Annotated in this window: 14 protein-coding genes and 1 pseudogene; 4 read left to right on the forward strand and 11 right to left on the reverse strand. The window is 74.1% G+C overall.

What is annotated here, in order from left to right; all coding sequences use genetic code 11:
• Nucleotides 1-15: 15 nt before the first annotated feature.
• The 5 genes from OG974_RS08885 to OG974_RS08905 all read right to left on the reverse strand — a co-directional run bounded on the left by OG974_RS08885 (nucleotide 16) and on the right by OG974_RS08905 (nucleotide 6,802).
• On the reverse strand, nucleotides 16-1,152 hold the full coding sequence (locus OG974_RS08885) for a nitric oxide synthase oxygenase (protein ID WP_371646081.1): 1,137 nt from the start codon (nucleotides 1,150-1,152) through the stop codon (nucleotides 16-18).
• Between the two features lie 227 nt (nucleotides 1,153-1,379).
• The gene (locus OG974_RS08890) at nucleotides 1,380-2,873 is read right to left on the reverse strand and encodes an FUSC family protein (RefSeq protein ID WP_328765132.1); all 1,494 of its coding nucleotides are present in this window, start codon (nucleotides 2,871-2,873) and stop codon (nucleotides 1,380-1,382) included.
• A gap of 274 nt (nucleotides 2,874-3,147) precedes the next feature.
• Entirely contained in the window at nucleotides 3,148-3,798 is a 651-nt protein-coding gene (locus OG974_RS08895) for a class I SAM-dependent methyltransferase (RefSeq protein WP_327282133.1), read from the reverse strand.
• A 108-nt stretch (nucleotides 3,799-3,906) separates the two neighbouring features.
• Complete coding sequence (locus OG974_RS08900) at nucleotides 3,907-6,147, reverse strand: FUSC family protein (RefSeq protein ID WP_371646084.1); 2,241 nt, start codon at nucleotides 6,145-6,147, stop codon at nucleotides 3,907-3,909.
• Between the two features lie 61 nt (nucleotides 6,148-6,208).
• The gene (locus tag OG974_RS08905) at nucleotides 6,209-6,802 is read right to left on the reverse strand and encodes a histidine phosphatase family protein (RefSeq protein ID WP_371646086.1); all 594 of its coding nucleotides are present in this window, start codon (nucleotides 6,800-6,802) and stop codon (nucleotides 6,209-6,211) included.
• Between the two features lie 190 nt (nucleotides 6,803-6,992).
• Between OG974_RS08905 and OG974_RS08910 the strand changes: the two are divergent.
• A pseudogene (locus tag OG974_RS08910) lies at nucleotides 6,993-7,301 on the forward strand (DUF1275 family protein); the annotation flags it as partial.
• A 361-nt stretch (nucleotides 7,302-7,662) separates the two neighbouring features.
• Complete coding sequence (locus OG974_RS08915; RefSeq protein ID WP_371646088.1) at nucleotides 7,663-8,295, forward strand: RNA polymerase sigma factor; 633 nt, start codon at nucleotides 7,663-7,665, stop codon at nucleotides 8,293-8,295.
• Here OG974_RS08915 and OG974_RS08920 read toward each other — a convergent pair.
• The 3 genes from OG974_RS08920 to OG974_RS08930 are packed head-to-tail and all read right to left on the reverse strand — an operon-like array spanning nucleotide 8,222 to nucleotide 12,366.
• On the reverse strand, nucleotides 8,222-9,244 hold the full coding sequence (locus OG974_RS08920; protein ID WP_327282137.1) for a MerR family transcriptional regulator: 1,023 nt from the start codon (nucleotides 9,242-9,244) through the stop codon (nucleotides 8,222-8,224). The two genes, OG974_RS08915 and OG974_RS08920, sit on opposite strands and share 74 nt — an antisense overlap.
• A gap of 45 nt (nucleotides 9,245-9,289) precedes the next feature.
• Entirely contained in the window at nucleotides 9,290-10,666 is a 1,377-nt protein-coding gene (locus tag OG974_RS08925) for a deoxyribodipyrimidine photo-lyase (RefSeq protein ID WP_327282138.1), read from the reverse strand.
• Nucleotides 10,663-12,366, reverse strand: coding sequence for an SDR family oxidoreductase (locus OG974_RS08930; protein WP_327282139.1), 1,704 nt, complete (start codon nucleotides 12,364-12,366; stop codon nucleotides 10,663-10,665). The genes OG974_RS08925 and OG974_RS08930 overlap by 4 nt, the downstream gene beginning before the upstream one ends.
• Nucleotides 12,367-12,493: 127 nt before the next feature.
• Between OG974_RS08930 and OG974_RS08935 the strand changes: the two genes are divergently transcribed.
• Together OG974_RS08935 and OG974_RS08940 are read left to right on the forward strand one after the other, a co-directional pair.
• Nucleotides 12,494-12,973: an Lrp/AsnC family transcriptional regulator gene (locus OG974_RS08935; protein ID WP_229342613.1), complete on the forward strand. Its 480-nt coding sequence runs from the start codon at nucleotides 12,494-12,496 to the stop codon at nucleotides 12,971-12,973.
• A gap of 46 nt (nucleotides 12,974-13,019) precedes the next feature.
• Nucleotides 13,020-13,697 carry an HAD-IA family hydrolase gene (locus tag OG974_RS08940; protein WP_327282140.1) on the forward strand — a complete coding sequence of 226 codons (678 nt, stop codon included), beginning with the start codon at nucleotides 13,020-13,022 and terminating at the stop codon, nucleotides 13,695-13,697.
• A 16-nt stretch (nucleotides 13,698-13,713) separates the two neighbouring features.
• On the opposite strand, the gene OG974_RS08945 is transcribed toward OG974_RS08940, so the two are convergent.
• Genes OG974_RS08945 through OG974_RS08955 form a run of 3 tightly spaced genes read right to left on the reverse strand, consistent with a single transcriptional unit; the run spans nucleotide 13,714 to nucleotide 19,765 of the window.
• Entirely contained in the window at nucleotides 13,714-14,571 is an 858-nt protein-coding gene (locus OG974_RS08945; protein WP_327282141.1) for a hypothetical protein, read from the reverse strand.
• Nucleotides 14,568-14,723, reverse strand: coding sequence for a hypothetical protein (locus OG974_RS08950; RefSeq protein ID WP_371646092.1), 156 nt, complete (start codon nucleotides 14,721-14,723; stop codon nucleotides 14,568-14,570). The genes OG974_RS08945 and OG974_RS08950 overlap by 4 nt, the downstream gene beginning before the upstream one ends.
• The gene (locus OG974_RS08955; RefSeq protein ID WP_371646094.1) at nucleotides 14,723-19,765 is read right to left on the reverse strand and encodes a caspase family protein; all 5,043 of its coding nucleotides are present in this window, start codon (nucleotides 19,763-19,765) and stop codon (nucleotides 14,723-14,725) included. The genes OG974_RS08950 and OG974_RS08955 overlap by 1 nt, the downstream gene beginning before the upstream one ends.
• Nucleotides 19,766-19,881: the final 116 nt, after the last annotated feature.

A 19,881-nucleotide genomic window follows, 5' to 3' on the forward strand; every position in this document is an offset into this window, starting at 1 on the left:
ACGGTAACAGAAGGTCTAGACCAGATCCCGCCCTTGGGCGCGTTCCTGTGCGCCGGGGTGGTGCACGTACGCCGTCGAGCTCGGCCGGTCCTCGTAGGTGCGGTGGAAGACCGGGGTCGCGGAGCCGGAGATCGGCGGCACGATCCAGGACCAGTCGGCGCCCACGTCGCGGCCCTTGCGCTCCTCCCGCTCCAAGTGACTGAGGAAGCGCCGGGACTCGGTGTGGTGGTCCGCGATGGTGACCCCGGCCCGGTCGAAGGAGTGCAGCACGGCCCGGTTGAGCTCGACGAGCGCGCGGTCCTTCCAGAGCGAGCGGTCGGTGGAGGTGTCCAGGCCCAGGCGACGGGCGACGGCGGGGAGGAGGTTGTAGCGGTCGGTGTCCGCGAGGTTGCGGGCGCCGATCTCGGTGCCCATGTACCAGCCGTTGAAGGGCGCGGCCGGATAGTGGATGCCGCCGATCTCCAGGCACATGTTGGAGATGGCGGGTACGGCGTGCCAGCGCAGCCCCCAGTCCGCCCAACCGGCGTCGTCGGGGTGCTCGATCGGGACTTCCAGCACCGCGTCGGCGGGGGTCTCGAACCAGCGGGGCTTGTCGTCGACGCCTTGGACCACCAGCGGGAGCAGGTCGAAGGGGGTGCCGGCGCCCCCGGTCCAGCCGAGGTTCAGCAGGGCGCCGGTGAGCGGGGCGTTGCGTGCATCGCCCACGGTGACGGTGTGGTGGTCGCCGTAGCCGGCGTACCGGACGAGCTGTTCGCTCCAGATCAGCGGGCCGGGACGGTCCGGGGCGTCCGGGGCGAAGACGGTGATCGTGGGTCTGACCCTGCCGTCGTTGGTCGCGTCGCGCAGGTGCTCGAAGCATTCGGCGGCGATGTCGTCGGCGTCGGTGAGCGCGCGGCGGTCGCGCACGCGCAGCGAGTTCCAGTACAGCCGGCCTATGCAGCGGTTACTGTTGCGCCAGGCGACGCGGGCTCCGTGGACGAGTTCCTGCGGGGTGTGCCGGTAGCTTCCGGTGTCCGCGAGCTCGGCCCGCACGGCGGCCAGCCGAGCCCGCGGATCACCCGCCTGCGGATTCTCCCGATGGAAGAGTCGGATGAACTCCTCGGCTGCTTCCCACACTTGGGCCGTGGTCGAGCGCTGTTGAAGTATTTCCATCCCGGGCGGTTACCCCCTGTCCGACCAGATCCACCCTGTACGTGCCGGATGAATGTGCAATCAACAATCACCCGTTGTACATGCCGCAGGTCAGCGCCGTGGGGAACACGCATCCGGAACACTCCACCGAGTGATCTTCGGGCCATTGCCCTGCGGAGCGGACCTGACAGGGCGTAGGATCCGCCGGCAGCAGGCTGCTGACCTCGGATTTCGATGACCGGCCGGGGTCAGGCGCTGATGACGAGGGGCGAGCGCGGGTCGGTGCGCAGGGGGGCGTGCAGGGCCACGAGGGCGTGTTCCAGGCCGTGCAGGTGTGCGAGCGCCGGTTCCGCGGCGCCGGGCCGGGGGTGCGGTGCGGCGGCGGGTCCCCTCGTGTCACGCGGGGCGGTCAGGGCCTCCACGGCTGCCTCCACCCGCCAGCACGCGGTGGCCAGCCGGGCGTCGTGCGAGGCCTGCGGGTCTGCCGCGACGGCCACGAGTCCGCGCACCTCCCGGGCGCAGTCGTCGAGCAGCCCGAGGACCTGCCGGGCCCGGGCCTTGCGGGCGCGCAGCGGGCTCAGCGGGTGGACGAGGGGCGCGAGGGCCATCCGTACGCGGCCCAGCAGCAGTTCGAGTTCGGCCGCGTGCGGGGCGGGATCGGCGTCGGGGTCCCCCGCGAGGCGGGCGAGGGAGGCCGCGGTGGAGGCCCGTACGCAGTGCAGGGCACGCTGGATCCAGGCGTCGTTGGCGGCGTGGGTGGTCACGGGGAGGACGAGCACCACGGCGAGGGCGGCGCCCAGCGCGCCGATGGCGGTCTCTTGGAAGCGCAGGAGCAGCAGGCCCGGGTGCAGGACGCCGAGGAGTCCGTAGAGCAGTCCGGCCATGACGGTGACGAAGAACATCATCCAGGAGTACGAGGGCGCCGCGGTGTAGAAGATCCCGAAGACGCATACGGCGACCAGTGCGGCGGTGGGCGCGGGCGCTCCGTGCAGCGGTACGGCGATCAGCAGCCCGGCGGCGATGCCGACGACCGTGCCGAGGACCCGGCGGAACCCGCGGACGAGGGTCTCGCCCCGGGAGGCGGTGTTGACGAAGATCCACCAGGCGGTGCCGACGGCCCAGTACCAGCGGGTGTCGGAGAGTGCCTGGCCGACGCCGAGGGCGAAGGCGCAGGCGGCGGTGGCCTGGAAGGCCTGCCGGGTGGTGGGCCGGGCCAGGCCGGTGCCGGGCAGGCCGGGCGGCGCGGCGGGCGGCGGGGTGCGCCGCTCGATCGGCCAGAGGACGAACCGCACCGCTCCGGCGGAGAGCAGCGCCAGTCCGACGGCGGCGTACAGCTCGGGCAGCTGGGCGGGAACGGCGTGCAGGAACTGCGTGACGAAGAACATCATGAAGCCGAAGATCCCGAGGGCGTGCCCGCGCGGCCCCCAGCGGCGGGCGTAGACCCCGGCGAACACGACGGCGAGGAAGGCGACGTCCCGGGCGAGCGGCACCGCGTGCAGGGAGGTGGCCAGCGCGAGGACGGGGAAACCGGAAACGGGCAGCAGGGCGCTGGTCACGCGCTGGGCCCGTACGGTCGGGTCGAGCACGGTGAACAGGGTGAGCAGGGCCGCCAGCCCCCCGGTGATGGAGGCGGTGAGGGAGAGGCCGCAGACCTCGGCCACCGCGACGGCGAGCGCGACGCCGAGCACGGCCCGCAGCGAGTTCCTCAGTCTCAGGCGCCCCGGATCCGGAGCCACGAACATCCTCTTCACGGCGGTGTGCCGCCCCCCTTGCAGTGGTGCGCGCCGGCCCGGCGGCCGCCCGGGGGTGGTGGGCGGCAGGCGGGCACGGCGAAGGCGCCGCGCTCCGGACCGGCCTCGTTGCCGTCCGGCGCTGCGCGGCGCCGAAAGTACATGGATACGACACAGATAAGCATCCGAAGGCCCACTGGCTCAACCCGGCTCCGCATCACTGGTCCATTGGCCCAGTACTGGAGCGTAAGTTCCGGCCATCTGCGACCAACGGACCAGTCGTCGCTCAGGCCGGGCGGCGGGCGTAGCAGAAGAAGTGCTCCTCGGGGCCGACGGGCGGGGGCACCGGGGCCGCCGGGTCCGCCTCGGGCCGGAACAGGGCGGTGTGGTGCTCCAGCACCTCCAGCCCGGCTGCAGCCAGCAGCCGAAGGTGCTCCGCCCCGGACAGGCTGCTGACGGTGACCTCGTGCCCCATCCACACGATGTCGAGGTCGCTGATGTCCCCCGGCACGGTGGCCATGACGAAGTAGCCGCCGGGCGCCACCCACGACGCCATCCGCTCCAGCGCCTGCGCCACCTCCTGCTGGGACATCACCAGCAGCGGGAAGAAGGAGCACACTGCGTCGAAGCCGCCCTCCGCGGCCGCGTACGTCCGTACGTCGGCCTGCTCGAACCGGGCCTGCGGCACCCGGGAGCGCGCGAGGTCGACCATGTGCGCCGACACGTCGATCCCGGTCACCGCGCACCCCGCCCGCGCCAACGCCTCGGCGGCCGGGCGGCCCGTACCGCTGCCCACGTCCAGTACGCGGGCCCCGGGGGCGAGGCGGGCGGTGAGCCAGTCCAGCGCGGCGAGCTGCCCGGGAACGCGCCCGAACACCTCCTCGTACCGGGCGCCCACCTCGTCGAACACGTCCGCCGCGGACTTGCCACCGCTCACCGGCGCTCCTCACCCTGGTCGTCGGTTGTCTCTTCCCGGCGCCCGTTCGGTCCCGGACGCCGTGGGGTTTCTGCCCGGGCGCACGGCCGGGAAACGGCGGGGCCCGGATCACCCCGGGCCGTGGGGCGCCGCCGCGGCGCGGCCGGACTCGATGGTGCGCAGGTCCGCCGTCAGCGAGTCGAGCCAGGCCGTCGTGGCGAAGTAGAGGAGCCCGGCGTCGGGCGGCGCCGCCTCGGCGGATCCGGGCAGCTCCGGCATCCCGGGTCCTGCGGCCCCGGGACTGCCCGGCGTGCCCGTCGTCCCGCCCGGACCGATCCTGTCGCGGGTCCCGTCACCGGTCCCGTCACCGGTCCTGTCCCGGATCCCGTCACGGGTCCCGTCATCGTTCCCGTCAACGCTCTTGTGCGGGGCGTCAGCCGCCACCGCCGCCCGGCGCAGTCCCGCCGCCACGCGGGCCGCGTAGTCACCGAGCTGCGCCGCCTCGCTGCGCGCGAGCGGCTTCCCGTCCGCACTGCCCAGGACCCGCCCCGCGCCCCAGAGCACGTGGTGCCCGGTCATCACCGTGGCCTGCCAGTCCGGGCCCGGCCCGGCCGGGCGCTGCGTCTCGCTCTGGTACTGGGCGTAGGCGGACTCGGCCATGACCAGCGTGATCCGGACCCGGTGCTCCGCGTCCGGGACCTGCGCGTGCCCCCGGGGCGCCGTGACCACGGCGGCGGTCGACTCGACGTCGTCGGCGCAGGCGCGCAGCAGTCCGGCCACCGCCCGGCCCAGTTCGTCGTGGGCCCCCCGCGGCCAGGCCAGGATCCCGCACACGATCCCGATGGCACTGCCGATGGTCACGTCGAGGAAGCGCACCTCGGCCAGCTGCCAGGTGACCGAGGACAGCTGGGCGAAGACGACGGCGACGACCAACGTGAACAGCGCCTGCGCCCAGCCCACGCCCCGCACGGGCCCGATGGTGAACGTGAACAGCATCAGCGGCGGGAGCACGATCGCGTACGCCAGGGTCTCCCCGCCGGTCAGGGCGAGCACGGTACCGGCGGCGAGCGCGCCCAGGGAGGTGCCGATCAGCGCGGTGCGCACGGTTCCGCGAGTCTGCACGGCGGTGGTCCGGGTGAGGCTGATGACCGCGAGCATCGCCCAGAAGCCGTGCGGGAGGGAGTCGAGCCCGGCCACGGTACGGGCCACCGCGAGGGCCAGCGCGATCCGTACGGCGTTCTGGAAGTGCACGGACCGCGGCCCGGTGTGTGCGGCGATCCGGTGCCACCACAGCTGCACGGTGTTCTGCCGGACGTACCAGAACCGGTCCGCCGCGTCCCCCTGCGGGTGCGCGCCGCGCCCTTCCACGGCGATCTCCGCCGCCGCGCGCAGCGCCACCGCGGCGTCCGCGACCTCCAGCAGCGCGGCCTGCCGGCGGCGGGACTCGGGCAGCTCGGCCGGCGTGCGCGAGTTCCGGGCGCGCAGGCGGAGCAGTTCCGTCGAGTTCGCGACGGGCCGCCGTCCGTCGCGCAGCAGTGTGGAGCTTCCGGTCGCCGATTCGCGGACCGCGCCCAGGAGGTCGAGTCCGGCCCGTCGCGGCTCCCGTCCGGGAGGCGGTGCGGGCAGGTTGCGCAGCCGCGAGAGCAGGGTGCGTGCGGCCAGCCCGGTGTGGGCCAGCGCCCGCTCGCGCAAGCCCGGCCCGGCGGGGCGTTCCGCTTCCGGGACCCGGGAGGACCGCAGTGCCTCGGCGGCCATCCGGGCCCGGTCGGAAGCGGAACCGGTCAGGACGTAGGGCGGCCGCTCCAGGGCGGCGGCGCAGCGGGCCGCCTCGGCCACGGACCCCGCGGCCCGCTCCGCGTACGTCGGCACCCGGGGGTCCGGCAGCACCCACGCCTCGGCCAGGATCAGCAGCAGGAGGCCGCTGAGGGTGCCGCCGAGCCGCTCGTCGAGGGTGTGCGGGGCGTACGGCGGGAAGCTCGGCAGGATGTACAGCAGCTGTAGCCCTGCTGCGGCGCCCGCCGGCCGGGGTCCGGCCGCTGCCGAGAAGGCCACGCAGAAGCCGATGACGGCCATCCCGAGGACGGCGCTCCAGGTCCGCACGGCGAGGAAGGTGCCCAGGATCACCAGGACGCAGGCCACCGGCAGCAGCCTGACCATGACCGCGGCGCGCTGGCGGCCGGTACCCGGGATCCGGGAGAGGCCGGCCAGGGAGACGGCGCCGAAGAGGGCGTAGGTGGCGCTGACGGGCAGGCCGAGTCCGTACAGGAACAGGTAGAAGCCGGTGCATGCGGCGAACGTGGTCCGGACGGCCCGGCGTGCGGCCGCCGGCAGGGCGCCGGTGCCCGTACGGAGTTCCCCAAGGACTCGCACGGTTTCAGAATCCCATGGGATGCGGCGCGGCTCTCGGCGTGGGCGCCGCGGGCCCCGGAGCTCAGGGGTGGGTGTTCCAGCCCGCGATCACGGGCAGTCCGTGTTCGGTGGACAGGATGCTGACCGTTCCGGTGCGCAGCAGGAAGAGCCGGCCGTGCTGCGGGGGCAGGCCGAGGTAGCGGGCGGTCAGGACGCGCAGGAAGTGGCCGTGGGCGACGATGACGGCGTCGCCGCGGTCCTCGGCGAGCACCTCGGCGGCCCGGGCCAGGGCGCGGTCCGCGCGGGCTCCGACCTGGGCGGCGTCCTCGCCGGGGTGTTCGGCGTCGCCGGGAGGGACGCCGTCGGTCCACAGGGACCAGTGCGGCCGGGTCTGCTGGATCTCGGCCGTGGTGACGCCTTCGTAGCCGCCGTAGTCCCACTCGTACAGGTCGGGGTCGGTGACACCGCCGGTCAGTCCGGCGAGCTCGGCCGTGGCGACGGCGCGGCGCAGCGGGCTGGTCAGCACCAGGGCGAAGTGCCGGTCGCGGAAGTACGGGGACAGCGAGATGGCCTCCTCGACGCCGGCAGCGGTCAGCGGCACGTCGGTCCGCCCCGTGTGGCGCCCGGTGGCGCTCCATGCCGTCTCTCCGTGCCTCACCAGCAGCAGGTCGCTCATTCTCCGGACCCTAAGCCTTCCGGCATGTCTGCGCCGGAGGATCCGCACCGCATGTCACTGTCGGGCGTCATGGACGTGAGACCGCATCCCCTGCGGCCGCCGCCGCTGACCGTGCTGCTGGTCGCCCTGACCGCCGTGACCGGGATGATCGAGGCGGTCAGTCTGCTCCCTCGGACCGGTGTTCACGGCGATGCCGACCGGCACCGTGCTGTTCCTTGCGTTCGGGGCCGCGCGGCAGGGGAGCCTGCCCGCCCTGGCGCCCGCCGTGTCGCTGGCCGGTTTCGCCGCGGGGGCGGTGGGCGGGGCCCGGCTCGAAGCCTTCTCGGAGGTGCTCGGGCGGCGCTGGTTCGTGATCGGCCCGGCGATCGAGGCGGGGCTGAGCCTGGCCGCGGCGGGCACCGGGTGGGGCTTGGCGCCGCGCTACGGGGCGCCGACCGGGCGGCACATGGCGGTGGCGGCGCTGCTGGCCGCGTCGATGGGGATGCGCAACGTCACGAGCATGCGGGTGAACGTGCCCGGGCTGCCGACCACGCTGGTCACCCGCTCCATGACCGCCTTCCTCGGAGGGTCGCCCGGCACGACAGCGCCTTCGGGTACGGGACGGCGGCCTGGGTGCGGCGGGCCGCGGCCGTCCTCGCGATGTCGCCGGAGGGCTGGCGGGCGCGCTGCTGGTGCGGGCCGGCTGGCCGGTGAACGGGCTGCTGGTGGTGCCGGGCGCGGTGGTGCTGGCGGTGGCGCTGCCCTACCTGCCCCGGCCCCGGCTGCACGCGCTCTGAGCGGTCGGGGTGCGGCGCGGGCGGCAAAACGATGCGCAAACGCTGCGAGTGGACGGTCGGGTGCGGGGTGACGAGGCTCGGGCCATGGACGAGAAGGAGCGTGGACAGCGTGTCGCGCGGGGGCCCGCGCCGGATGCGGCGGCCGGTTCCGCGGCAGGTTCCACCGCGGGCTTCACAGCGGGCTTCGTAGCGGGCGACGAGCGCTGCATGGAGGCGGTCTACCGGCGCTGGCGGCCGCTGGTCCACTCGCTCGCCCAGCGGTCCCTGGGCGACGAACGGGAAGCCGAGGACGTCACCCAGCAGGTGTTCCTCGCCGCCTGGAACGGCCGGCGCCGCTACCGGCCCGGCCCCGGCGGGCTCGGTGCCTGGATCACCGGCATCACCCGTCACAAGGTGGCCGACGCCCTGGAAGCGCGGACCCGGCGGAACCGGGCGGCGGCCGCCGCGGGCGCGGCCCCCGGTGCGACCGACCGCCCCGGGAACCCGCCGCGGCAGGAGTCGGAGCAGGTCCTGGACCGGGTCGTGATCCTCGGGGAGCTGGCCAGGCTGCCGTTCGAACAGCAGCGGGTACTGCGCCTCGCCTTCTACGCGGACCTGACGCAGACACAGATCGCGGACCGCACCGGGCTGCCCCTGGGCACCGTCAAGAGCCATATGCGGAGGGCTCTGCACCAGCTGCGCCGGTCGCTGCCCGCGGCGGTGCCAGCGATTCGATGACCGCGAGGCCCGAACGCAGCCCGTACAACCGCTCGGTGCGCGGGGCCGGCACGTCCGAGCTCCAACCGGGTCCGGCGAGCAGCACCACCGAGTGGGCGCGGGCGCCGCGCAGGCCCCACTCGATGCCGGCCACCGACCGCACCAGGGCCGGGTCCGCGGTCGTACGGGACTGCGCCCACAGGACGACGGCCCGCGGGCCGGTACGCCGCACGGCGTCGTGCAGGGCTTCGGCGGGCAGCGCGGCACCGAACATCCTGGCGGGCAGGCCCCCTTGACCGAGGGCGGCGGTCAAGGCCTCGATGGGCAGGCTGTGCTGCTCCCCGGGGACGCAGGCCAGGAGTACGGGCGGGGTCCGGGGCGGCTCCGGCACGGGCCGGATCCGGTGGAACGCCGCGGAGATCTGCCAGGACAGCAGGTGTTCGACCTCCACGTAACGCTCCCCGGCGGAGGCCCATTTGCGGCCCACCGCGTGCAAGGTCGGTGCGATGACCTCCTCCCAGGCGGTGACCAGGCCGTGCTCGGCCAGGGCCGCCTCCAGCAGGTCGGCCACGGTCGGCGCGTCCAGGCGTACGGCGGCCCGGGAGAGCCCCCGGCATTCCGGACGGACCGCCCCCAGCGGCAGGGCGCTGGGCCCGCCGGGGGTCGGCGGCGGTGCCTGCGCTTCGGCGCGGTGGGTTCGGGGGGCGCCGCCGAGGGCCGTCCGGGCCGCCTCGGCCGGGGGCACCCCGTCGGCGGTGAGCCGGCACATCAGCTCCAGCCGGGCGATGTCCCGCGGGGTCCAGCGGCGGTGCCGCCCGGCCTCGCGGTGGGCCGGGCCGATCGCGTACCGGCGTTCCCACGAGCGCAGCGTGGTCGGTGACACCCCGAGGCGGCGGGCGACCGCGCCGGTGCTCAGCGCGGCGGCGGGCTGCTGGTGCTGCGGTGGTGTCGGCTGGGGTGTCTGGGGCACGCGGTCCACCTGCTCACGATACGGTCCCGCGGCCCGGCAGCAGGCTCATTCGCCGCCCCGTCCCCGCCGGAACCGGTCGAGCCCGTCGGCGAGTTCGACGATCCGCTCCGGGTAGGCGTAGCGGGCCCGCTCCAGCCCGGGAAGCCGCCAGGGTTCGTGCACCTGCGGGGCGTCGAGCCCGGCCAGCTCCGGCACCCAGCGGTGCACGTAGCGGCCCGTGGGGTCGTAGCGCAGGCCCTGGCGCACCGGGTTGAGGACGCGGTTGGGCCGGGTGTCGGTGCCCGTCCCGGCGACCCACTGCCAGTTGAGCTGGTTGTTGGCGAGGTCCCCGTCCACGAGGAGGTCCAGGAAGTACCGGGCGCCGATCCGCCAGTCCACGTACAGGGTCTTGGCGAGGAAGCTGGCGGCGAGCAGCCGGCCCCGGTTGTGCATCCAGCCCTCGTGGCGGAGCTGGCGCATGGCCGCGTCGACCACCGGGTAGCCGGTGCGTCCGTCCTTCCAGGCCTCGGTCTCCTCCTCAGCGGCAGCCCCGGTGCGCCAGTGGTCCCGGCGGTCGCGGTAGTCCCGTACGGCGGTCTCGGGCCGGGCGGCGAGCACTTGGTGGTGGAAGTCGCGCCAACAGATCTGCCGGACGAAGGCCTCGGCGCCGGGCCCGTCGGCGGCGGCGCGGGCACGGTGGACGGCCTCGGCGGGCGAGAGGGTCCCGAAGTGCAGGTGCGGCGAGAGCCGGGAGGTGGCGTCGCCGGCCAGGTCGTCGTGGGAGTCCTCGTAGCGGGAGAGGCCCGCGCGCAGCCAGCGCGTCAGGAGCTCGCGGGCCTCGCGCTCGCCGCCGCGCGCGAGGCCCGGGGAGACACCGGTGACGGACTCGCGCCGGGGCAGCGGGTCGGAGCCGATCCCGTCGGGCACGCGCACGGAGCGGGGGGCGGCGACGGGGGCGCGGGGCGGCAGTTCGCTCCAGCGGCGGAAGTACGGGGTGAACACGGCGAAGTGGTCGGATCCGGCGGGGAGCACGGCCCCGGGGGCGGCGACCGTGACCACGGCTTCGTGGACGTAGAGCCGCCGGCCCTCGGCTTCGAGGGCGGCGCGGAGCCGCTCCTCGCGGGCCCGGGCGTAGCCGCTGACCCCGGCCGCCATGTGGACCTCGTCGGCGTCGCACTCCTGGACGAGGGCGCAGACCTCGTCGACGGCGCCGCCGGAGCGCAGCACGAGGCGCCCGCCGCGTTCGCGCAGCCCGGCGTCGAGGTCGGCCAGGCAGTCGGCGAGGAAGGCCAGCCGGTTGGGCACGGCGAAGCCGGCCGCGTCGACGGCGCGGTCGCGGACGAAGAGCGGCACCACCCGGTCACAGGAGGACAGCGCAGCACGCAGCGGCGGGTGGTCGTGCAGGCGCAGGTCGGAGGTGTACAGCACCACCGCGACGTTCATGGCTTCTCTCGCTCCGCTTCCGGTCCGGGGGGACGGTCGTCAGCCACTACTTCGCCCTGTGGGGCGGGTTCGGATGCGGCGGGTTCGGACGCGGCCGGCTCGGACGCGGCCGGCTCGGATGGGGTGGTCGCGGATCCGGTGGCCGCGGATCCGGTGTCCCGGACTGTGGCGGCCTCGTCGTCCAGGTGGCTCGCGGCGCGGGCGATGTTGCGGGCCATGCCGCCGAACACGACGGCGTGGAACGGCGACACGCTCCACCAGTAGAGGTGGCCGAGCAGCCCGTGCGGATGGAACAGCGCCCGCTGCCGGTATCGGGCTCCCCGTGCCGGAGCCGGGGCGCCTCCCGGAGCCGGGGCGCCTCCCGGGGCCGGATCGGCGTACATCTCCAGCCAGGCGAGGCCCGGCAGCCGCATTTCGGCGCGCAGGCGCAGCAAGCTGCCCGGTACGACTTCCTCCACCCGCCAGAAGTCGAGTGAGTCACCCACCCGCAGCCGGGCCGCGTCACGTCGGCCGCGCCGGATGCCGACGCCGCCCACGAGCCGGTCCAGCCAGCCGCGTACGGCCCACGCCAGGGGGAACGAATACCAGCCGTTCTCCCCGCCGATGCCCTCCACCACCCGCCACAGCGCGGCGGGCGAGGCGTCGACGGCGAGCTCCCGCTCGTCGGTGTAGAGGCTGCCGCCCGCCCAGTCCGGGTCGGTGGGCAGGGGGTCGCTGGGGGCGCCGGGGAACCCGGCGGAGGACCAGCGGGTGGTCACGTTCGCCTCGCGCACCCGCTGGAGGGCCAGGGACAGGGCCAGGTCGAGGCCGATCGGGGCGCCGGGCGGATCGGGGACGTACCGTGCGATGTCGTGTTCGGCGCACACCACCTCGTGGCGCAGGGACTCGGCCAGCGGCCGGGCGAGCGCGGGCGGTACGGGAGTGACCAGGCCGATCCACTGGCTGGACAGCCGCGGCGTGAGCATGGGGACGCGCAGGATGAAGCGCGGCGGTAGCTGCGCCACGGTTGCGTAGCGGCGCATCATCACCTCGTACGTGACCACGTCGGGGCCGCCGATGTCGAAGGCGCGGCTCACCTCGGGAGGCATGGCGGCGCTGCCCACGAGGTAGCGCAGCACGTCGCGGACGGCGACGGGCTGGACCCGGGTGCCGACCCAGCTCGGCGTGACCATGATCGGCAGCCGTTCGGTCAGGTAGCGGAGCATTTCGAAGGAGGCCGAGCCGGAGCCGATGATGACGGCGGCGCGCAGGACGGTGGTCGGGACCCCGGAGTCGAGGAGGATCTCGCCGACTTCGGCGCGGGAGCGCAGGTGCGGGGACAGCTCGCGGACCGGGATGTCCACCGGGGTGAGCCCGCCGAGGTAGACGATGCGGCGCACTCCGGCCGCACGTGCCCGTTCGGCGAAGATGCGGGCGGCGGCGCGGTCGCGGTCCTCGAACCCGGATCCCCCGCCGAGCGCGTGGACGAGGTAGTAGGCCACGTCGATGCCCTGCAGGGCCGCCGCGACGGACCCGGTGTCGGTGGCGTCGCCGCGGACGACCTCCACGCGCCCTGCCCAGGGGTGGTCGCGCAGCTTCTCGGGGGACCGGGCCAGACAGCGGACGCGGTGTCCGGCATCGAGCAGCTCGGGCACCAGGCGGCCGCCGATGTAACCGGTGGCCCCGGTGACCAGGCAGTGCAGACCGGTGGTGGCCTTCATCGCTGTCTCCGCTCCTCGTACGTGCGGTTCCGCAGGCGGCGCCCCCACAGGGGATTCCCGCGCAGGGACCGTTGCGGATGCACCGGGACGAAAAGGCGCTCCACTGGGCCATTGGTACAGTCGCGACATGGCGGTGGACGAACTCGACACCCGGATCCTGCGTCTGTTGATCGAGCAGCCGCGCACCAGCGTCCGTGAGTACGCGCGGATCCTCGGGGTCGCGCGGGGCACCCTCCAGGCCCGGCTGGACCGGCTGGAGCGCACCGGGGTGATCACCGGAACCGGTCCCGTGCTCTCCCCCGCGGCGCTGGGGCATCCGGTGTTGGCCTTCGTGCACATCGAGGTCACCCAGGGGCACCTGGACGAGGTCGGCGAGGCGCTGGCCGCCGTTCCCGAGATCATCGAGGCCTTTTCGATCACGGGCGGCGGGGACCTGCTGACCCGGGTGGCGGCCAGGGACAACGCGCACCTGGAGGACGTGATCCAGCGGCTGATCCGACTGCCCGGGGTGGTCCGCACCCGTACGGAGGTGGCGCTGCGCGAGCGCGTCGCGCACCGGCTGCTGCCGCTGGTCGAGTCCGTGGGACGGGCTGCACGCAAACCCTGACAGGATGGCCAGGACAGGCTCATGACCGGCAGGACGGGCAAAGCGGATGATTTCCGTCATATTCGATCTCGACGGCACCCTCGTGGACAGCGAACCGAACTACTACGAGTCCGGGCGGCGGACCCTGGCGCGGCACGGAATCCCCGATTTCACCTGGGAACAACACGCCCGCTTCATCGGCATCAGCACGCTGGAGACGCTGGAGGTCCTGAAGGACCGGTACGGGATCCCGGAGCCGGTGGAAGAGCTCCTGTCCGAGCAGAACGCCGCCTATCTGGAGCTGGCCCGGACCGGGACCGAGGCGTTCCCCGAGATGCGCAGGTTCGTGGAGCGGCTGCACACGGAGCGCGTCCCGATGGCGGTGGCGTCCGGGTCCTCGCGCGAGGCGATCGACGCGGTGCTGGCCGGAACGGGCCTGGACGCGCTGCTGACCACGGCGGTCTCGGCCGAGGAGGTGCCGCACGGCAAGCCCGCCCCCGACGTCTTCCTCGAAGCGGCCCGCCGGCTCGGCGCAGCCCCCGCCGACTGCGTGGTCGTCGAGGACGCAGCCCCGGGCGCGCAGGCAGCCCACGCGGCCGGCATGGCCTGCATGGCGATCCCGTACGTACCCACCACCGCCGACGACCCGGCATTCGCGACGGCCGCCCTGCTCTTCCGCTCCGGGCACTCGGAGTTCACCGCGGAGACCGCCTACGCGTGGCTCTGCGAGCACCCGGCCGTCTGAAGCACCCGCGCCGAAGTCACCGCGGGCCGATCAGAGCTCCGGCGATCGCCTGGCCGGTCGGCGCCGCCGTCAGGTAGGGCCGTACGTCGTGCGCCCGGGCCCCGTTGTGGATCGGCACGTCGCGTACCCGCTCCCCGAACCGAGGTCCGAGCTCCTTGGTCAGCGCGACGACGTCGCCCCGGTCAGCGACATTGGTCCAATGCCGCACGGGCGCGGGCCAGCGGCCCCGCCCCCGGGCGGGCTCGGGCCGGAGCCGGTCGAAGATCAGGTTCCGCACCCCGAGCGGGGATCCCAGGGTCACCAGTGACACGTCCGGCCGGTCCGGGCTCGCGCACAGGGTCTCGTACGCGACGACCGAACCGAGGGAGTGCGCGACGACCACCTCGGTCCGGTCCGTGACGGCCGCGGCGAGGCGCCCCTGAATCTCGCCACGCAGCGCGGGCTCGGTGAAGTACCGCCGGACCTGGCGGGCGGCGCCGATCATCAGGCGTTCGCCGATCCCGGCGAAGAAGGCGGAGTGGCTGAGCGCGTCCAGAGCCCGCTGGACAAGGTGCGGGGTCCGCAGCCGGGTGCGGTCGCCCGGGCCGGAGACCCGGGTCTCCAGAGTGGCGGCGTACTCCCACCACCGGAGCAGGAGTTCGCGCTCGATCCCGTCCTCGACGTCGCCCGCGTCGAGGTCCGGGGCACCGAGGCCGCGGTGGGCGGTGGGTCGGAACAGGTCTCCGTAGAAGGCCATCGCGACCTCCTCGCGGGGGACGCCCGGGTGCCCGGCCAGGCTGAGGCCGTCGGAAAGCGCGGGATACCACTCGGCGAGCAGGGTCTCGGGGCCCAGGACCTCCTGGGCGATGCCGTGGACGAGGACGATGCGGCTCACGGGCGGACCTCCGTCAGGCTGAGGGCGACGACGCCCATGTCGGTGGCGACGCAGACGCGTCCGGCGTGGTCAACGGTGAACCCGTTGATGCCGCTGCCGATGTGGATCTCCGTCGTCCAGCTGCCGGGGCGGGCCAAGTCCCAGACCCGCATCAGACCGTGCTGGTCGGCGGCGATGAGCGTGGCGACGCCCCGGACGTCGATGACGCGGATGGCGCCGACCACGGCGGAGAACGGCGGCAGCTCCGTGCGCAGCCGCCAGCCGCCCTGGTAGGTGTGGACGCGCAGGCTGCCGTCGCCCGATCCGGTGACGACGAGGTCCTCGCCCGCCGTCGGGCCAGTTCGAGTCCGGTGGCACCGAGCTCGTGTCCGCCGAGCGGCTCGGCGAGCGGGCGGCCCGTCTCCAGGTCCCAGAGCCGGACGGTGCCGTCGTAGGAGCTGCTGGCGACGGTATGCGTCCCGCCCACGAGACCGGTGCGCAGCCCGGTGATGACGGAGGTGTGGCCGGTCATGGGGACGCCGAGCGGCGACTGGGTCTCCAGGTCCCAGGCGTGCAGGGCGAAGTCGCCGGAGACCGAGACCACGATCCGGCGGTCGCCCAGTGCGTACGTCGCGGCCCGCAGCGAGGTACCGGGCCGCTTCACCAGCCGGCGGCGCGGCTCCAGGGTCCACACGTCCGTGTACATCCAGCTGCTCCGTACCACCACGGTGTTCCCGCCCGGGCGGTCCGCCGTGACATGGCTGAGGGCCAGCGTGTCGAACGTGAACTGCGGCGCCACCTGCCGGCCGTCCGCCAAGTCATGGACGCGAACGGCGCCGTCGAGCCCTCCCGTCACGACCAGATCGCGACCGTGCTCACCGGCGACGATGTCGGCGGAGACCAGGGTCTGTTCCACTCCGCACAGCGGCTCTCCGATCGGGTGCAGGGCGGCGAGGTCCCAGACCCGCACGTCCAAGGAACCGGCGGTGATGACGACGGGCAGCCCGCCCGAATGGCCGAAGACCGGAGGGGTGTCGGCGCCGAGCGGGCCCCGCGAGCAGAACACCTCCAGGGGTGGTCCGAACGGGGCCCCCGTCTCCACGTTCCAGATCCGCACCGCGTTGTCGAGGCCGCTGGTGGCGAGGACGGACTCTCCCCCCATCTGCCCGAGGGTGCCCGCCATCACGAATCCGGTGTGACCGCGGAAGGGTCCCGCCAGCAGCTTCCCGTCGGCCACGTCGTGGACGTGCACGTTGTTCCCCGCGAGCGAGGCCAGGACGACGGCGCGCGAGTGGTGGAAGCCCACTCCCACGATCCGGGCGGACAGGGTCAGGTCCATGACTTCGAAGTGGGCCGCTCTCCGGGCGGCGGGGGCGGCGCCGTCAGCTGTGAGCTGCCACAGGTAGGCGTGGCCCAGGGAGGTGGACAGCACGATCTCCATCCCGCGCCCCGCGCGGCGCACGGCCAGGCGCCGGATACCGCCCACGTGACCGGCCAGCGGGACGCCGACGGGCGTACCGGAGGCGGCGTCCCAGACCCGGGCCGTGCCGTCCTCGCTGCCGCTGACCACGACGGACCTGCCGTCCAGCTCGCCGAAGGCGAGACAGCGCACCGCGTTGGTGTGCCCGGCCAACACCAGGTCCTCGCCGGGACCGCGCAGCGGGTCCCACAGGCGGACGGTGGTGTCGGAACCGCCCGTGGCCACCCTCGGTCGGACGTGGACCATCTCGCAAGCCACCGCCGTAACCTGCCCCGTGTGGCCCTCCATCGGGGCGCCGAGCTGCTCACGGGTGTGCAGGTCCCAGACGCGGGCCGTGCCGTCCTCGCTCCCGGTGACGGCCAACGGGCGGCCGGGCCCGGCGCAGAAGGCGATGGCGGAGACGGGCTGGGTGTGGCCTTCCGGTGGCTGGTCCGCCGTCAGGTCCCAAATCCGGGCCGTCCGGTCGTCGCCGACCGTCACCGCGAACGCGGCCTCGCCGTGATGGGCGAGCGCCGCAGCCCTGATGTCTTCCACATGGCCGCGCAGCTGATGGGCGAGGGGTTGCAGGGTACGCAGGTCCCACAGGCGGGCGCTGCGGGTGCCGCTGGTCAACGCCACGGGCCTGCCCCGGAGTCCGCCGACCGAAGCGGAGAACACCCCGCTGCGGGTGATGTGGACGTGCGCCATCACCGGCTCGCCGATCTGGCGGCGCTCGGCGAGGTCCCAGCGGCTGAGCATGCCCGCCTCGTCGCCGACCAGCGCCACGGTCCGGCCGTCGAGCTCCGTCGCGCACACCGCCGTGACCGCCATCGCCGGGCCGATCAGCGGGCTGCCGTCGAGGCGGGCGTCACCGCCGTCGAGGATCCCGGAGAGGTCCCAGACGTGGACGGCCTTGTCCTCGCCACCGGTGACGGCGATGGGCCGGCCGTCGAGCTCGCCCAGGTCCGCCGCGCGCACGGAGCGGCGGTGGGCGCTGAGATCACGCCCGAGCTGGCGGCGCTCGACCAGGTCCCACACCCGGGCGGTGCCGTCCGCGCTGGCGGTCAGCACCACTGGGTGACCGCGCACCGCACCGACCACGATGGACTCGACGCGGTTGGTGTGGCCCGTGAGCGGCGCACCGTACTCCTGGCCGGCGGAAAGGTCCCAGATCCTGACGACCCCGTCGTCTCCTCCCGTCAGCGCCACGGTGTAGTCGCCCAGTTCACCGATGGCGATGGCGCTCACAGCGATGCCGACCGGCAGCGGGTCGCCGATCTGACGCTGCGCCTGGAGGTCCCAGACGCGGGCCGTGCGGTCCATGCTGCCGGTGACGGCGATGGGGCGGCCGTCAAGGAGGCCGACCGCCACGCAGGCCACCGTACGGGCGTGCCCGGCCAGCAGCCGGTGGACCCCGCTCGTCGACCACCAGGCCCAGCGTGCCGACCAGGGCCGGATGACGGCGAGTTCCTCCACCTGGTCGGCGAGCCGGTCCGCCCCGCAGCGCCGGGCCGACAACTGGAGGTCGGCGGCGCGTTCGCCGAGCGGGCGGTCGGCGGTGAGCCGGTGGGCGACCTGTTCGTAGGCGCCCCGGACCCGGCGGGCCCCCTCGCCCTCGATGGCGGCGAACGCCCGCAGGAGCGACAGCGGTTCGCAGGCCAGCAGGAAGCCGGGGTCCTCGACCAGTTCGGCGAGCCGGCCCGCCTCCGCCGCGTGCGTGGCCAAGTGCTGGCGCACGTACGCCACAGCGGCGAACCAGTCCGGGTGTCCCTCGGCCGCTCCGGGAACCAGCGACCGCAACGCGTCCACCACCGACTGCTGGATCTCGGCGGGCGGCCGGTCGGCCGTAGCGCGCAAGTGCTCGGCCAGGGCCTTGTGGTAGAGCCGGTACACCGAGCGCCGGTCGTCGTCCACGACTTCCGCGATGTACGCCTCCGCGACGTCGAGCAGCCAGCTGACGTCCTGCTCCTCGCAGGGCACGCCGGAGATCACCGAGCTCAGTGCGGTCCACACCCGACCTCGCGGCAGCCCCTTGCCCTCCGAGAAGGCCAGCGCCAGCAGCATCCGCCGGACCCGGGGCTCGTCGGGGCCGAAGCGGGCCAGGTAGTCGTCGAAGGCTTCGCCGACCTCGCTGGGCAGTGCCTCGGCCCAGCCCGGCTTCGTGATGTCGACGGCGGTCTCGTCGGAGCGCAGCGTACGGGCCGTGGTGCGGGCGTACAGGTACACCCCGGCAGCCTTGTCGGCCACACCGCGCGCCACCGCCCGGGCCAGTTCGGGACGACCGCGGTAGGGGGTGCGTACGTCGGCCTCCTCGGCGGCGAGCAGGACCCGGGCCACATACCCGGTGACGTCCTCGCGCCCGGCCCGGTACTCCTCGCGGTCCAGGTCCATGCAGACGAAGGTGGGACCGAGCGGGGTGACGAGCTCGTGCCGGGTACCGACGAGCAGGCGCACACCCTGGATCTCCGACATGGGGCGCAGCAACTCACGGGTGATCCGGCGGGGCTCACCGTGGCCCCCGGCGTCCGCGGCGGTGTCCGAGCCGGCCTCGTCCACGGCGTCGACGACGATGATCAACGGCGGCCCCTGGCGACCGCGCCGGGTGAGCTCCTGGAGCAGGGCGGCCGCGCCGTCGGCCTCGGTGCCGAGCGCGGCGGCGATCCGGTCCACCACCTCTTCGAGCCGTTTGTGACGGGCGTGTACGGCGGCGGTGACACAGCGCTCGGGGACGACGGTACGCGGATCCCCGCCCGTGAGGTCCAGCCGGGCCCGGTACGCCGGGTCGGAAAGGGCCACGATCCGGCCGAGGACCGCGGACTTGCCGCATCCCGGGCTGCCGGTGACGACCCGTCCCCGCCCGTCGCCGTCGGAGGCCGTCAGCCAGCCCACCAGCTCGGACAGCACGGTCACGCGGCCGCTGAAGTAGAGGCCCTGCTCGGACTCGAACTCCACGCCGCGCGAGCGGGGGCCGAAGTGCTCGCTGAGGTCGCGGGCGACGACGCGACGCTGGACCTCCAGGTCGGTACCGAGCGGCGGTAACTCTTCGCGGTAGCCGACGTTGGCGAGGAAGGGCGCGAGACCCGTGACCAGGCCACTGGCCAGTTCTGCCCGCTGCCCGCGGCCTTCGGCTTCGAAGCGTTCGTTGACTGCCTTCACGAGCTCGGTCAGGTCAAGGTATTGCTGACGCTGTCCGGTGCGTTCGGTCGTAGTGTCGATCGCCGTTCCTAGCGCAGCCACGAAGGCGCCGTCGTCGGCGACGTCCTTGCGGCGGGCCGAGGCCAGGAACCAGAGGCCGGCGGAGGTGTCGGCGGCCGCGCCCCGGTACACGATGGTCTGCAGAGCGACGGCGGAGGCGTCCGCGCTGCCCGCGCCCGCAGAACAGGTGTCGAGGATCAGCAGCAGGTGGCGCAGGCCGCCCTTGCAGAGGGTGCGGACGAGGTCCTCGGTGGCCAGGGCAGTGGCAGCGAGGTTGGCGTCCTGCGAGTCCCAGCAGAGCAGGTAGTGCCGGTCGCGCTCTTCCACGGCGCCGTGTCCGGCGAAGTAGACCACCACGACGTCCTCGCCCGTGAGCGCGGTGTCGGCGGACCAGTGGCGGAGCTTCTGGCGCAGCTGCTCAGCGCCGTCGTACTCACCGAGTCCGACGAGGACCGGGACGTAGCCGAAGGACCCGAAGAGCGCTGACACCTCACGGATGTCGGAGGGGACGGAGGCGAGCTGCTCTTCGGGGGGAAGGTGCAGGTACCTGCCGCTGCCCATGCCGATGAAGAATCGTCGCCCCACCCAGCCGCCCCCGCCGCTCGCCGCGCTCGCCCCTGACGTCCTCCGACCTTAGCGAGCACTCCGCCCTCGCGCAGGACCATCGGGCGGGCGGG

It is taken from the genome of Streptomyces sp. NBC_00597 (genome assembly GCF_041431095.1).
Lineage (GTDB): Bacteria > Actinomycetota > Actinomycetes > Streptomycetales > Streptomycetaceae > Streptomyces.

Coding starts and splice junctions, on each gene's coding strand:
- OG974_RS08885 (WP_371646081.1), bottom strand. CDS start 1,152: ATGGAAATACTTCAACAGCGCTCGACCACGGCCCAAGTGTGGGAAGCA.
- OG974_RS08890 (WP_328765132.1), bottom strand. CDS start 2,873: ATGTTCGTGGCTCCGGATCCGGGGCGCCTGAGACTGAGGAACTCGCTG.
- OG974_RS08905 (WP_371646086.1), bottom strand. CDS start 6,802: ATGAGCGACCTGCTGCTGGTGAGGCACGGAGAGACGGCATGGAGCGCC.
- OG974_RS08915 (WP_371646088.1), top strand. CDS start 7,663: ATGGACGAGAAGGAGCGTGGACAGCGTGTCGCGCGGGGGCCCGCGCCG.
- OG974_RS08925 (WP_327282138.1), bottom strand. CDS start 10,666: ATGAACGTCGCGGTGGTGCTGTACACCTCCGACCTGCGCCTGCACGAC.
- OG974_RS08930 (WP_327282139.1), bottom strand. CDS start 12,366: ATGAAGGCCACCACCGGTCTGCACTGCCTGGTCACCGGGGCCACCGGT.
- OG974_RS08935 (WP_229342613.1), top strand. CDS start 12,494: ATGGCGGTGGACGAACTCGACACCCGGATCCTGCGTCTGTTGATCGAG.
- OG974_RS08940 (WP_327282140.1), top strand. CDS start 13,020: ATGATTTCCGTCATATTCGATCTCGACGGCACCCTCGTGGACAGCGAA.
- OG974_RS08950 (WP_371646092.1), bottom strand. CDS start 14,723: ATGCGGGTCTGGGACTTGGCCCGCCCCGGCAGCTGGACGACGGAGATC.
- OG974_RS08955 (WP_371646094.1), bottom strand. CDS start 19,765: ATGGGCAGCGGCAGGTACCTGCACCTTCCCCCCGAAGAGCAGCTCGCC.